Origin of the sequence: Yersinia aldovae ATCC 35236, assembly GCF_000173735.1 — a bacterium.
Classification (GTDB): Bacteria; Pseudomonadota; Gammaproteobacteria; order Enterobacterales; family Enterobacteriaceae; genus Yersinia; species Yersinia aldovae.
In genome coordinates this window covers 1-13,143 of record NZ_ACCB01000060.1, presented here as the reverse complement: position 1 = coordinate 13,143, position 13,143 = coordinate 1, and the positions used below count along the sequence as shown (strand labels likewise).

The following is a 13,143-nucleotide window of genomic DNA, read 5'->3' as shown; positions in this document are numbered from 1 at the left end:
GGCAAGGCTTTAGTAAGGTGTTTATCGCTCTGCATGGACGCGGCGGTGAAGACGGTACGCTGCAAGGGGTGTTGGAGTTCCTGAAACTGCCTTATACCGGCAGTGGTGTGATGGCTTCAGCGCTGACAATGGACAAATTACGCACCAAATTGGTGTGGCAAGCCTCCGGTTTGCCAATTTCGCCTTATGTCGCGCTAAATCGTCAACAGTTTGCAACACTTTCGCCAGAGGCATTGGCGGCGGCGGTCGCTCAGCTTGGTTTGCCATTAATTGTGAAACCAAGCCGTGAAGGTTCCAGCGTTGGTATGAGCAAGGTCGATAAGATGAGCGGCTTGCATGATGCACTGGTTGAAGCTTTCCGCCATGACAGCGATGTGTTGATCGAAAAATGGTTGAGTGGGCCGGAGTTTACCGTCGCGATCGTCGGTGATGACGTTTTACCGTCAATCCGCATTCAGGCGCCTGGCGTGTTTTATGATTATGAAGCCAAGTATCTTTCGGATAAAACTCAATATTTTTGTCCGAGTGGCTTAAGTAGCGAATTGGAACAACAGTTGGCAACGTTGGCATTACAAGCTTATCAGGCACTGGATTGCAGTGGCTGGGGCCGCGTTGACGTTATGCAAGACAGCGACGGCAGTTTCTACCTGCTTGAAGTGAACACGTCACCGGGTATGACCAGCCACAGTTTGGTGCCGATGGCTGCCCGCCAGTCTGGGTTGAGTTTCTCCCAGTTGGTGGCGCGAATTCTGACGTTGGCTGACTGATATGTCGCAAGCTGCCCTGAATGCGCGTGAACGTGCGGCTGAAAACAGCGCCGCCCGGCGCAGTAACGGAGGCCAACTGGCGGGGTTGATATTCCTGCTGATGGTTCTCGGAACAATATTATGGGGTGGTTGGGTGGTGGTGGGGTGGATGAAAGACGCCAGCCGCCTGCCACTGTCGAAACTGGTGGTAACCGGTGAGCGCCATTACACCACCAATGATGATATTCGCCAGGCGATTTTGTCATTGGGCGCACCGGGTACTTTTATGACGCAGGATGTGAACATCATCCAGCAGCAGATTGAACGGTTACCGTGGATTCAGCAGGCCAGCGTGCGCAAACAGTGGCCGGATGAGCTGAAAATTCATCTGGTGGAGTATGTGCCTTTTGCCCGCTGGAATGATTTGCATATGGTTGACCAGCAGGGGCGCTCGTTTAGTGTGCCGTCTGAGCGAATCGGTAAACAGAAACTGCCACTACTGTATGGCCCTGAAGGCAGTGAACAGGATGTTCTGGAAGGCTACCGGGCAATAAACAAAGTGTTAGCGGCCAATAAGTATCAGCTAAAAATGGTGGCAATGAGTGCCAGACATTCTTGGCAGTTGGCCTTAGATAATGATGTTCGGCTGGAGCTGGGACGGGATGACCGGATGGGGCGTTTACAACGTTTCATTGAGTTATATCCGCTGTTGCAACAGCAGCCAGATAAACGGGTCAGTTATATTGACTTGCGATATGAGACAGGGGCTGCGATAGGTTGGGCTCCGGTATTTATCGGCAGTCAGGGTGGTGAGCCACCCGTAAATGGCCAGCAGAACAGTAATCCGCAACAGAATCAGGCACAGGCTAAACAACAATGATCAAGTCGACGGACAGAAAACTGGTAGTAGGTCTTGAGATCGGAACGGCAAAGGTCTCCGCATTGGTAGGGGAAGTTCTGCCCGATGGCATGGTCAATATTATTGGGGTCGGCAGTTGCCCATCCCGTGGCATGGATAAGGGTGGGGTTAACGACCTTGAATCGGTAGTGAAATGCGTACAGCGCGCTATCGATCAGGCTGAGTTAATGGCGGATTGCCAAATTTCATCTGTTTATCTGGCACTATCGGGTAAACATATCAGTTGTCAGAATGAAATAGGGATGGTTCCTATTTCAGAAGAGGAAGTAACACAGGAAGATGTAGAGAACGTAGTGCATACCGCGAAGTCGGTACGTGTGCGTGATGAACATCGTATCCTGCATGTTATTCCGCAGGAATATGCCATTGATTATCAAGAAGGCATCAAAAACCCTGTGGGCCTGTCGGGTGTGCGGATGCAAGCCAAAGTACACCTGATTACCTGCCATAACGATATGGCGAAGAATATTGTTAAAGCGGTAGAGCGTTGTGGTCTGAAAGTGGACCAACTGATTTTCGCCGGTTTAGCGGCAAGTTATGCCGTATTGACCGAAGATGAACGTGAGCTGGGTGTCTGTGTGGTCGACATCGGCGGCGGTACCATGGATATGGCGGTTTATACCGGTGGGGCACTGCGCCACACCAAAGTTATCCCTTACGCCGGGAATGTGGTCACCAGCGATATCGCGTATGCCTTCGGCACACCGCCAACAGATGCGGAAGCGATTAAAGTTCGACACGGCTGTGCGCTCGGGTCGATAGTCAGCAAGGACGAAAGTGTAGAAGTGCCAAGTGTTGGCGGACGCCCTCCCCGTAGTCTGCAAAGACAGACGCTCGCTGAGGTTATAGAACCACGCTACACCGAGTTGCTGAATTTGGTTAATGACGAGATTTTACAATTGCAGGAGCAATTACGTCAGCAAGGCGTGAAGCACCATCTGGCAGCCGGTATCGTGCTGACAGGCGGAGCGGCACAGATTGATGGATTGGCGGAATGCGCACAACGGGTATTTCATGCCCAGGTTCGTATCGGCCAACCGCTCAATATCACCGGGCTGACGGATTATGCGCAGGAACCTTATTACTCCACTGCTGTTGGGTTGTTGCACTACGGTAAAGAATCTCACCTCAGTGGTGAGTCAGAAGTGGAAAAACGTGTCTCAGTGGGCAATTGGTTTAAACGTATCAATAGCTGGCTGAGAAAAGAGTTTTAATGTTTAAACAAAGAGATCATGCTGAACATATTTTTTGATCTCGAAGCGACAGGCACAAAACGGAGAGAAACTATGTTTGAACCTATGGAACTAACCAATGACGCGGTGATTAAAGTCATCGGCGTCGGTGGTGGCGGTGGTAATGCCGTCGAACACATGGTGCGCGAGCGCATCGAAGGTGTTGAATTCTTCGCCGTTAATACAGACGCTCAGGCGCTACGTAAAACGGCTGTTGGCCAAACCATCCAGATTGGTAGCGGTATTACCAAAGGTTTGGGTGCTGGCGCGAACCCGGAAGTGGGTCGCAATTCAGCTGAAGAAGACCGTGAAGCTTTGCGCGCAGCCCTTGAAGGCGCGGACATGGTCTTCATCGCCGCAGGCATGGGCGGTGGTACCGGTACGGGTGCTGCACCTGTGGTTGCTGAAGTGGCAAAAGAACTGGGTATTCTGACAGTTGCTGTGGTTACTAAGCCTTTCAATTTTGAAGGCAAGAAACGCATGGCATTCGCTGAGCAGGGTATTGCTGAATTGTCCAAACATGTGGACTCACTGATCACTATTCCGAACGATAAGTTGTTAAAAGTTCTGGGTCGTGGCATCTCTTTACTGGATGCATTCGGTGCAGCTAACGACGTATTAAAAGGCGCTGTTCAGGGTATCGCCGAGCTGATTACCCGCCCAGGTCTGATGAACGTCGACTTTGCTGACGTACGCACTGTAATGTCCGAAATGGGTTATGCCATGATGGGTTCAGGTGTGGCTTGCGGTGAAGATCGCGCTGAAGAAGCCGCAGAAATGGCGATTTCCAGCCCGTTGCTGGAAGATATCGACCTGTCTGGCGCTCGCGGCGTGTTGGTCAACATCACTGCTGGTTTCGATTTGCGTTTGGATGAATTCGAAACCGTGGGTAATACCATCCGTGCATTCGCGTCCGACAATGCGACCGTGGTTATCGGTACATCGTTAGACCCGGAAATGAACGACGAGCTGCGCGTAACTGTGGTTGCAACCGGTATCGGCATGGATAAACGACCTGAAATTACGCTGGTTACCAACAAGCAGACACAGCCTGTTATGGACCACCGTTACCAGCAGCATGGCATGTCACCTTTACCTCAGGAAGTTAAACCTGCGGCTAAAGTGGTCAATGATCCCACTGCTCAAACCAATAAAGAGCCCGATTATTTGGATATTCCGGCATTTTTGCGTAAGCAAGCCGATTAATTTCCGAAAATATTGGAATCTCCGCTCTTTGTGCTAAACTGTCCCGCCGATCTTATTATAAGCTAGGTCGGTAGGATGGATAACATTGCGAGATAAAACGATGATCAAACAAAGGACATTAAAACGTATTGTTCAGGCGACTGGCGTCGGTTTGCACACCGGTAAGAAAGTCACACTGACAATGCGACCCGCGCCGGCTAATACCGGGGTCATCTATCGTCGCACTGACTTGAATCCACCGGTTGATTTCCCGGCAGATGCAAAATCCGTGCGTGATACCATGCTCTGTACTTGCCTGGTCAATGAGCATGACGTGCGTATTTCTACTGTTGAGCATCTCAACGCTGCGCTGGCAGGGTTAGGGATTGATAACATTATTATTGAAGTTAACGCTCCCGAAGTGCCGATCATGGACGGTAGTGCCAGTCCATTCGTGTACTTGCTGTTAGATGCGGGTATCGAAGAGTTAAACTCGGCGAAGAAATTCCTGCGTCTGAAAGAGACAGTGCGGGTTGAAGACGGTGATAAATGGGCTGAATTGTCTCCATTCAATGGATTCCGTTTAGATTTCACCATTGATTTTAATCACCCGGCGATTGACGCCAGTACGCAGCGCTACCGTTTAGATTTCTCGGCCGATTCATTCGTCCGTCAAATCAGCCGTGCGCGTACATTTGGTTTCATGCGTGATATCGAATATTTACAGTCCCGTGGTTTGTGCCTGGGCGGTAGTTTCGATTGTGCCATCGTGGTAGATGATTACCGCGTATTAAACGAAGATGGTCTGCGCTTCGAAGATGAGTTTGTTCGTCACAAAATGCTGGACGCCATTGGCGACCTGTTTATGTGTGGCCATAATATTATTGGCGCGTTTACTGCGTTCAAATCTGGTCATGCCTTGAATAACAAGCTGTTGCAGGCAGTTCTTGCCAAGCAAGAAGCCTGGGAATTTGTGACGTTCCAAGACGAAGCCGAAATGCCACTGGCATTTAAAGCTCCGTCTACAGTATTAGCTTACTAAATTTATTTATACCTAAAGTAATTGAAGTTGCAGGTAGGCAGCAATCGAATGACAAATTGGTTCCCGACCAATTTGAACAGCATTTATGCTAGCCCGTAGGGTGAGCCTCAAAGATGAGGCACATTCATCCCGCTGAGCTGACTGAAGTCAGTGATTCGGGTGAATAAGAGCCGCTAACAACCCTGCAAATTTAAGTAAGAAGGGTAAATTTATTTATCACTTTTGGTTGTGCTGGCACTCTCTCCGGCCAGCGCAGCCAATCGTTCCAATATTGTCCTCAGTTTTTCAGGGCTACGGCTCGCTAATCCTCTTAATTCCTTAGCGCTTTCCAAACTTAAATGACGCACGGGTGCTGATTTCTCAGTATTTCCCGATGATTTTGCGGCATCTTGTGTCATGTTATGACCGCTGGACATTAACGACGGATTAATCCTGATGTCGATTGAAGACAATGATGGTAGAATTTGCGCTCGTAGTGCTGAGAGCAACGCAGGCTGTTCATAACGTAAGCGCATTAACCAGCTTGCGTTTGCAGTCTCCAGCACCAAAACACTCTGTCGATAGTTTGCGACACGGCACCACGGCTGCAACTGTGAAGGGAGCAATCCTTTTACCGCACGGTTAAGTTTTAACAGTGCAGTAGCACGTTGTTGTACGTTATGCAGCGGTCCATTTTCTGCTGCAATCGCATCATCGAACAGAATATCTAATAATTGTGGGCGGCTTTCACGCATTGACAAGGCTCCGGCGGATTTTAAACTCGTGATCGGTATTCTAAATCGTTGGCGACAATTTGGCAGACGTTATTTCTGGCCGCATCTCCTGTTGGGGATGGTCGCGGCGAGTCTTGGCGTGCCATCAAACCTGTCTGGCGTTCCTGATCAAGCCGCAATACCGAACACATCATCAAGCCAAAGCCGTCAGAATCACGGTGCGACAAACTTTAGTAGTTTGGCATTACTGCATGATATGCATCGTCGCCCTTCATTCAGCGTAGATTACTGGCAACAGCATGCACTGCGCACGGTTATTCGTCACCTCTCTTTTGCTCTGGCACCTCAAGCGGCTTATGCGCGAGTACAGGAAGCCGCAGCAGATGAGCAGGCCCAGCCATCACAAATTCAGCAACTTGCCTTGCTGGATACGCTGAACGCGCTACTGACACATGAATTTAAGCCACCCACAATAATTCGTTATACCGAACAGGTTAAACGCCCGGTTCTTTCGTTATATAAACCGGGACTTTGGCTTGCACAAGTACAAGGTATTCGTGCCGGGCCTGCCAATTTAAGCTAATGACTCTTCTTAATTTATCCCAATTTTATACAACCTTTGGCCGCCGGTTTGGTGGTTTTGTAAGAGATATAAAGAATTATGCTAATTAAATTATTAACCAAAGTTTTTGGCAGCCGTAACGACCGTACTCTGCGCCGTATGCGCAAGGTAGTTGATCTGATCAGCCGTATGGAACCGGAGATCGAAAAACTGACCGACGCCGAATTGCGTGCCAAAACGGATGAATTCCGTGAGCGTTTGGCGAAGGGCGAAGTGCTGGAAAATCTGATCCCTGAAGCTTTTGCCGTGGTACGTGAATCAAGTAAACGTGTGTTCGGTATGCGTCACTTTGACGTGCAACTGCTTGGCGGTATGGTATTGAATGAGCGTTGCATCGCAGAAATGCGTACCGGTGAAGGTAAAACATTGACGGCAACGCTGCCAGCTTACCTGAATGCGCTGAGTGGCCGTGGTGTTCATGTGGTTACGGTCAACGACTATTTGGCTCAACGTGACGCTGAAAATAACCGTCCATTATTCGAGTTTTTGGGCCTGAGTGTCGGTATCAACTTGCCAAATATGGCCGCGCCAGCGAAGCGTGCAGCTTATGCTGCGGATATCACTTACGGTACTAACAACGAATTCGGTTTTGACTATCTGCGCGATAACATGGCGTTCAGCCCAGAAGAACGTGTGCAGCGCAAACTGCATTACGCACTGGTGGATGAGGTTGACTCCATCTTGATCGATGAAGCACGTACTCCGCTGATTATCTCCGGCCCGGCCGAAGACAGTTCCGAAATGTATATTCGGGTTAACAAGCTGATTCCAAAACTGATTCGTCAGGAAAAAGAAGATTCAGATAGCTTCCAGGGTGAAGGCCACTTCTCCGTTGATGAGAAATCGCGTCAGGTGCATTTGACCGAACGCGGTTTGATCAAAATCGAAGAAATGCTGGTCGAAGCGGGCATCATGGAAGAAGGCGAGTCCTTGTACTCTCCGGCTAACATTATGCTGATGCATCACGTCACAGCAGCTCTGCGTGCGCACGTACTGTTCACCCGCGATGTTGATTACATTGTCAAAGACGGCGAAGTGATCATCGTTGACGAACATACCGGGCGTACCATGCAAGGCCGCCGCTGGTCAGATGGTTTGCACCAGGCAGTTGAAGCCAAAGAAGGCGTAGAAATTCAGAACGAAAACCAGACGCTGGCTTCAATCACTTTCCAGAATTACTTCCGCCTCTATGAAAAACTGGCCGGTATGACCGGTACAGCAGATACCGAAGCATTCGAGTTTAGCTCCATTTACAAGTTGGATACCATTGTGGTGCCAACCAACCGCCCAATGATCCGTAAGGATTTGGCTGATTTGGTCTACATGACCGAACAGGAAAAAATTGGCGCAATTATCGAAGATATCCGTGAGCGTACTGCTAATGGCCAGCCAGTATTGGTCGGGACTATCTCGATTGAGAAATCAGAAGTGGTATCTGCTGAATTAACGAAAGCGGGTATTGAACACAAAGTTCTGAACGCCAAATTCCATGCTATGGAAGCTGAAATCGTTTCCCAGGCAGGGCAACCGGGGGCGGTCACTATCGCCACCAACATGGCGGGTCGCGGTACTGATATTGTGTTGGGTGGTAGCTGGCAGAGTGAGATTGCCTTACTGGAAGACCCAACTGAAGACCAAATTGCAGCCATTAAAGCAGCGTGGCAGATTCGCCATGATGCAGTACTGGCTTCCGGTGGTTTGCACATTATTGGTACTGAGCGCCATGAATCTCGCCGTATCGATAATCAGCTGCGTGGTCGTGCTGGCCGTCAGGGTGATGCGGGTTCTTCCCGCTTCTACCTGTCAATGGAAGATGCCTTAATGCGTATTTTTGCCTCTGACCGTGTGTCTGGCATGATGCGTAAATTGGGGATGAAACCCGGCGAAGCCATTGAGCATCCTTGGGTTACCAAGGCGATTGCCAACGCACAGCGTAAAGTTGAAAGCCGTAACTTCGATATTCGTAAGCAATTGCTGGAATATGATGATGTGGCCAGTGACCAACGTCGCGCCATCTACAGCCAGCGTAACGAATTGCTGGATGTGGCCGATGTTAGCGAAACCATTAACAGCATCCGTGAAGATGTATTCAAAACGGTTATCGATAGCTACATTCCAACCCAGTCTCTGGAAGAAATGTGGGATATTGAAGGCTTGGAGCAGCGTCTGAAGAATGATTTCGACCTGGACATGCCTATTGCTCAATGGCTGGAAGATGAACCACAACTGCACGAAGAAACTTTACGTGAACGCATTCTTCAAATGGCGATTGCTGATTATCAGCGTAAAGAAGAAGTGGTTGGTTTTGACATGATGCGTAGCTTCGAAAAAGGTGTGATGTTACAAACACTTGATTCGTTGTGGAAAGAGCATTTGGCGGCAATGGATTACCTGCGTCAGGGCATCCATTTACGGGGTTATGCGCAAAAAGATCCTAAACAGGAATATAAGCGTGAATCCTTCGCGATGTTTGCTGCCATGTTGGAATCACTAAAATATGAAGTGATCAGCGTGCTGAGTAAAGTACAGGTGCGGATGCCAGAAGAAGTGGAAGCGCTGGAAGTACAACGTCGTGAAGAAGCCGAGCGTTTGGCGAAACAGCAGCAACTAAGCCATGAGTCTGATAATAGTGCGTTGATGTCGCAAGAAGAAGCTAGTGTTGCAGCCAGTCTGGAGCGCAAAGTTGGGCGTAACGACCCGTGCCCATGTGGTTCAGGCAAGAAATTCAAACAGTGTCACGGCCGCCTACAGTAATATTTTAGGTAACCGTTAATACTGATAATGAGGGCGGCTTAAAAACCGCCCTTTATTTTGACTTTTTTGCCACCTATTTAGGGTTTAGGGGGTAACTTGGGGGATGGCGCAAGCCTGCATTTATACCCAGATCAGGAGAAAAGAATTGAAACATTTACAGATTGCGGTAGGGATTATTCGTAACGCCCAGCAGGAAATTTTTATTACTCAGCGCGCAGCTGATTCCCATATGGCTGGTTTTTGGGAGTTCCCTGGCGGCAAGATTGAAGCGGGTGAAACACCGGAAGTCGCACTAAAACGGGAACTGCTGGAAGAAACCGGCATTGTGGTGCAGAACGCAAATTTACTTAATGTGTTAGAACACACTTTTACTGACCGCATCGTGACGTTACGTTTTTATATGGTGGACGCGTGGGATGGTGAACCCTTTGGCCGTGAAGGGCAACCCATGCGCTGGGTGAAACAAGCAGAACTGCTAGCTGATGATTTCCCACCAGCAAATGCCGAAATTATCGAGCTGTTGACAACATAGCGTTGGCGGGTGGATAGCTTAATTTGAGTGGAGAAAAATACGAATTGCTCCACTTGGTGATGCGGTTATCAGCGTGTCAGAGGATCTTCCTCACTCCATTCATCACTGTCAGATAACTCGCCACTACTGGAAATTCGTTTTTCTTCGTCGGCCCACTCACCTAAATCAATTAGTTGGCAGCGTTTGCAACAAAACGGGCGATAGGGGCTTTGTTCACCCCAGATAACGATTTTCGCGCAAGTGGGGCAATTAACCTCTATTTCTTCTAAGTCCATGTTCTCTCCTAAAATCTATTCACACCCTTTATTTTGAATTTATTGGGTATGACAATTGCCACATCAGCAGCAGGCTAATTCAAATGATAAGCGGGCCGGGACGGTGCCATTTTCGCTATCGAGAGGTAAGAAGCGAATGGCATAGCGTGTCTTGTGACCAGAAACCTGTGGGTATAGTTGTACGTCTAATGGCAAGCGTAATCTCAATAGATCAGCACCTTCGGCATTATCTTGAAAAAAACCATTCAAGCTAATTTGTGACCGTAACGGGCCCGATTGGCGAATTAAATCTAAAATAATGGTTAGCGATTGATTGAGCGGTGCCAGACTAGCGAGCAACTTATCGATGTGTTGGTTACGCTGTTCCTGAGGCTGGTGCAGCCAGGTGTGTAAGGTGGGTAAATCAAAACTACAGCAGCCGCCGGGGATACTCAAACGCTGGCGAACAACGCTGATTAAGCGATCTTCTTTTAGTGACTGCCCAATACGTGGCGCGGACATTAAAACTGTTGCATGGTTTTTTAGCTTTCCGCGCAAAGAATCTATCAGCGACATATCAACGCCAGGCATCTCGGCCCACTGCTGTAATTTTTGTTGTTGACGCTCCAGCTCTTTTAGCAGGTCAGTTCTGACCTCCCCACGCTCAAGAACATCAATTAAATCAGATGCGGTACGGAAAAATGTGAGTGCGGTGGCAATGTTGTCTAGTGAACGCTGGCTTTGTAATTGTTGTAATAAAAATTCCATTCTGAGCCAGGTGCGCATTTTTTCATTGAGCGGATGTTCAAAAAGTATTGTTGAGGTGAGGTCACTCATCGATGTAGATCCTGTTGGGCCGCCGCTGCCAAGTTTAAATACTGTTGGTGCAAGGAAGCAACACGCGGGGCGATCATGTGTGGATCGCCGCTATTGTCAATAATGTCATCAGCACAGGCCAGCCGTTGTTGCCGGGAAACCTGTGATGCTAAAATATATTCTGCCTGTTGGCGAGTAATGCCATCCCGGTCTATGGTTCGAGCGAGTTGTATTTCAGGCGCTACATCTACTACTAACACACGATTAGCACGCTGATGTAAACCATTTTCAACCAACAGAGGGACAACCCAAAGTGCATAAGGTTTATCAATACTGGCTAATTGGCGCTGAGTTTCTTGTTGAATCAGTGGATGCAACAATGAATTTAACCATGCTTTTTCCTCTGGCTCACTGAAAATTTTGCGGCGCAATGCGCCCCGGTTCAACCAACCATCAGCTTGCAAAATAGTATTGCCATAACGGGATGCAATGGTAGATAACGCTGCTGTCCCCGGCTCAACTATCTGACGGGCAATAATATCAGCATCAACCAGCGGGACACCCAAATGGGCAAATGCATTTGCAACGGTACTTTTCCCGCTACCAATTCCACCGGTGAGAGCCACAATATAGGTCATTGCCTGGCCTTACCTACTGTTATTCGATGGCTGAATTGTATCTGAAAGCACAGGGGAAGGCATAGCGTGGAATGCATTCTATCTGGGGATGGAGAAATAAGTTGTACAGGAAATAAGTAAACAGCCCGGCTGATAAAGATGTCACCAGTGATATTCAGGTAATTTGTGGGATTGTAGCGTAAATAAAGGTGGATTCGCAGTCTTGTCGTAGAATTATTCATGCGTATGATAGCTTCACTGGGATGGCGTGATTTACGCCCGATCACATTTTGCGATCTATCGCCAATAACCAGGAAATCATAAGTCATGCGTATTGAAGAAGGTTTGAAATTAGGCTTTAAAGATGTATTAATCCGCCCTAAACGCTCAACACTGAAAAGCCGCTCTGAAGTGAGCCTGGAACGTCAGTTTACTTTCAAACATTCAGGTTGGAATTGGTCCGGTGTGCCTATCATTGCCGCTAATATGGATACTGTTGGCACCTTCCGCATGGCCGAAGTTCTGGCTTCATTTGATGTTCTTACCGCAGTCCATAAACATTACACGGTTGAACAGTGGAGCGATTTTGTTAAACGAGTTCCTGAATCTGTCTTACGCCATGTCATGGTGTCGACTGGCACGTCTTCTGCCGATTTCGACAAAATGAAGCAAATTCTGGCGTTATCTCCGGCACTGAAATTCATCTGCATCGATGTGGCTAATGGCTACTCTGAACATTTCGTTTCCTTCCTGCAAAAAGCCCGTGAAGCTTGCCCGGACAAAGTGATTTGTGCAGGTAATGTGGTGACTGGCGAGATGGTAGAAGAGCTTATCCTTTCTGGTGCTGATATTGTTAAGGTGGGTATTGGCCCTGGTTCGGTTTGTACTACGCGAGTCAAGACCGGTGTGGGTTATCCGCAGTTATCTGCCGTAATTGAGTGTGCTGACGCAGCCCACGGCTTAGGTGGACAGATTGTCAGTGATGGCGGTTGCTCAGTACCGGGTGATGTCGCGAAAGCGTTCGGTGGTGGTGCTGATTTCGTGATGCTGGGCGGGATGCTGGCAGGGCATGACGAGTGCGAAGGCCGCGTCGTTGAAGAGAATGGCGAGAAGTTCATGCTGTTCTACGGTATGAGTTCAGAGTCTGCCATGAAGCGTCATGTCGGTGGTGTTGCTGAATATCGCGCCGCAGAAGGCAAAACCGTTAAGTTGCCACTTCGTGGGCCGGTAGAAAACACAGTGCGCGATATCATGGGTGGCCTACGTTCTGCCTGTACTTATGTGGGTGCATCACACTTGAAAGAACTGACTAAACGCACCACCTTTATCCGCGTAGCGGAGCAAGAGAACCGTGTGTTTGGTAGTAACTAATTACTGATTCAGAAGGGCGTTATTTAACGCCCTTTTTCGAAATTCGCCTCTAATACAGAATCGTCCTCAGTTAGCTGTTTTAACCTATAACATCGCCTAGTTGGAATATGGGTAAATACATTGCGATCACTAAAACCCCCACGATACTGCCAATGACTAGCATCAGCAGAGGTTCCAGCATTTGTGTGAGATTATCAGCCAAATCCTGTGTTTGCTGTTGATGCCAATTAGCCAACTTTCCCAGTAGAACATCCAACGCACCAGATTCTTCGCCTACTCGAACCAGCTGCTGGCATAGAGCTGGGAATAAATGATGTTGGGCAAGGGTGGTATAGAGTGT

The 13,143-nt window shown here is 48.6% G+C and carries 14 protein-coding genes; 9 read left to right on the top strand and 5 right to left on the bottom strand.

Annotated features, from left to right (window positions below; genetic code table 11):
* The 5 genes from YALDO0001_RS18305 to lpxC form a co-directional block, all read left to right on the top strand.
* On the top strand, positions 1–767 hold a 767-nt coding region (locus YALDO0001_RS18305; RefSeq protein WP_042840512.1), incomplete at its 5' end, for a D-alanine--D-alanine ligase.
* Position 768: 1 nt separating this feature from the next.
* On the top strand, positions 769–1,626 hold the full coding sequence (ftsQ, locus tag YALDO0001_RS18300; RefSeq protein ID WP_004705433.1) for a cell division protein FtsQ: 858 nt from the start codon (positions 769–771) through the stop codon (positions 1,624–1,626).
* Positions 1,623–2,879, top strand: coding sequence for a cell division protein FtsA (ftsA, locus tag YALDO0001_RS18295; protein WP_042547816.1), 1,257 nt, complete (start codon positions 1,623–1,625; stop codon positions 2,877–2,879). The genes ftsQ and ftsA overlap by 4 nt, the downstream gene beginning before the upstream one ends.
* Positions 2,880–2,951: 72 nt before the next feature.
* Positions 2,952–4,103 (top strand): cell division protein FtsZ, encoded by a 1,152-nt coding sequence (ftsZ, locus tag YALDO0001_RS18290; protein ID WP_004389003.1) that lies wholly within the window; start codon positions 2,952–2,954, stop codon positions 4,101–4,103.
* Between the two features lie 100 nt (positions 4,104–4,203).
* Positions 4,204–5,124, top strand: coding sequence for a UDP-3-O-acyl-N-acetylglucosamine deacetylase (gene lpxC, locus YALDO0001_RS18285; RefSeq protein ID WP_004705427.1), 921 nt, complete (start codon positions 4,204–4,206; stop codon positions 5,122–5,124).
* A 209-nt stretch (positions 5,125–5,333) separates the two neighbouring features.
* On the opposite strand, the gene YALDO0001_RS18280 is transcribed toward lpxC, so the two are convergent.
* On the bottom strand, positions 5,334–5,858 hold the full coding sequence (locus YALDO0001_RS18280; protein WP_004705424.1) for a DUF721 domain-containing protein: 525 nt from the start codon (positions 5,856–5,858) through the stop codon (positions 5,334–5,336).
* A gap of 28 nt (positions 5,859–5,886) precedes the next feature.
* On the opposite strand from YALDO0001_RS18280, the gene secM reads away from it, so the two are divergent.
* The 3 genes from secM to mutT all read left to right on the top strand — a co-directional run bounded on the left by secM (position 5,887) and on the right by mutT (position 9,745).
* Complete coding sequence (secM, locus tag YALDO0001_RS18275; RefSeq protein ID WP_042840510.1) at positions 5,887–6,420, top strand: secA translation cis-regulator SecM; 534 nt, start codon at positions 5,887–5,889, stop codon at positions 6,418–6,420.
* A 78-nt stretch (positions 6,421–6,498) separates the two neighbouring features.
* On the top strand, positions 6,499–9,213 hold the full coding sequence (gene secA, locus YALDO0001_RS18270; protein ID WP_004705419.1) for a preprotein translocase subunit SecA: 2,715 nt from the start codon (positions 6,499–6,501) through the stop codon (positions 9,211–9,213).
* 145 nt (positions 9,214–9,358) lie between these two features.
* The gene (mutT, locus tag YALDO0001_RS18265; protein ID WP_042548666.1) at positions 9,359–9,745 is read left to right on the top strand and encodes an 8-oxo-dGTP diphosphatase MutT; all 387 of its coding nucleotides are present in this window, start codon (positions 9,359–9,361) and stop codon (positions 9,743–9,745) included.
* A 68-nt stretch (positions 9,746–9,813) separates the two neighbouring features.
* Here the strand turns inward: mutT and yacG are convergent, their stop codons facing one another.
* From yacG to coaE, 3 genes are all read right to left on the bottom strand, one after another.
* Positions 9,814–10,020: a DNA gyrase inhibitor YacG gene (gene yacG / locus YALDO0001_RS18260; RefSeq protein ID WP_004705416.1), complete on the bottom strand. Its 207-nt coding sequence runs from the start codon at positions 10,018–10,020 to the stop codon at positions 9,814–9,816.
* 63 nt (positions 10,021–10,083) lie between these two features.
* The gene (gene zapD, locus YALDO0001_RS18255; protein WP_042840509.1) at positions 10,084–10,836 is read right to left on the bottom strand and encodes a cell division protein ZapD; all 753 of its coding nucleotides are present in this window, start codon (positions 10,834–10,836) and stop codon (positions 10,084–10,086) included.
* Complete coding sequence (gene coaE, locus YALDO0001_RS18250) at positions 10,833–11,453, bottom strand: dephospho-CoA kinase (protein WP_004705412.1); 621 nt, start codon at positions 11,451–11,453, stop codon at positions 10,833–10,835. Before coaE ends, zapD begins: the two co-directional genes overlap by 4 nt.
* A 306-nt stretch (positions 11,454–11,759) precedes the next feature.
* On the opposite strand from coaE, the gene YALDO0001_RS18245 reads away from it, so the two are divergent.
* A complete protein-coding gene (locus YALDO0001_RS18245) occupies positions 11,760–12,803 on the top strand; it encodes a GMP reductase (RefSeq protein WP_004705410.1) in 1,044 nt (347 codons plus the stop codon).
* Between the two features lie 79 nt (positions 12,804–12,882).
* Here YALDO0001_RS18245 and YALDO0001_RS18240 read toward each other — a convergent pair.
* Positions 12,883–13,143 (bottom strand): type II secretion system F family protein (locus YALDO0001_RS18240; protein ID WP_042840507.1); only part of this gene is annotated, 261 nt, incomplete at its 5' end.

Excerpts from the sequence above, each read along its gene's own strand:
- ftsQ (WP_004705433.1), top strand. The coding sequence starts at position 769 with ATGTCGCAAGCTGCCCTGAATGCGCGTGAACGTGCGGCTGAAAACAGC.
- ftsA (WP_042547816.1), top strand. The coding sequence starts at position 1,623 with ATGATCAAGTCGACGGACAGAAAACTGGTAGTAGGTCTTGAGATCGGA.
- ftsZ (WP_004389003.1), top strand. The coding sequence starts at position 2,952 with ATGTTTGAACCTATGGAACTAACCAATGACGCGGTGATTAAAGTCATC.
- lpxC (WP_004705427.1), top strand. The coding sequence starts at position 4,204 with ATGATCAAACAAAGGACATTAAAACGTATTGTTCAGGCGACTGGCGTC.
- YALDO0001_RS18280 (WP_004705424.1), bottom strand. The coding sequence starts at position 5,858 with ATGCGTGAAAGCCGCCCACAATTATTAGATATTCTGTTCGATGATGCG.
- secA (WP_004705419.1), top strand. The coding sequence starts at position 6,499 with ATGCTAATTAAATTATTAACCAAAGTTTTTGGCAGCCGTAACGACCGT.
- yacG (WP_004705416.1), bottom strand. The coding sequence starts at position 10,020 with ATGGACTTAGAAGAAATAGAGGTTAATTGCCCCACTTGCGCGAAAATC.
- zapD (WP_042840509.1), bottom strand. The coding sequence starts at position 10,836 with ATGAGTGACCTCACCTCAACAATACTTTTTGAACATCCGCTCAATGAA.
- coaE (WP_004705412.1), bottom strand. The coding sequence starts at position 11,453 with ATGACCTATATTGTGGCTCTCACCGGTGGAATTGGTAGCGGGAAAAGT.
- YALDO0001_RS18245 (WP_004705410.1), top strand. The coding sequence starts at position 11,760 with ATGCGTATTGAAGAAGGTTTGAAATTAGGCTTTAAAGATGTATTAATC.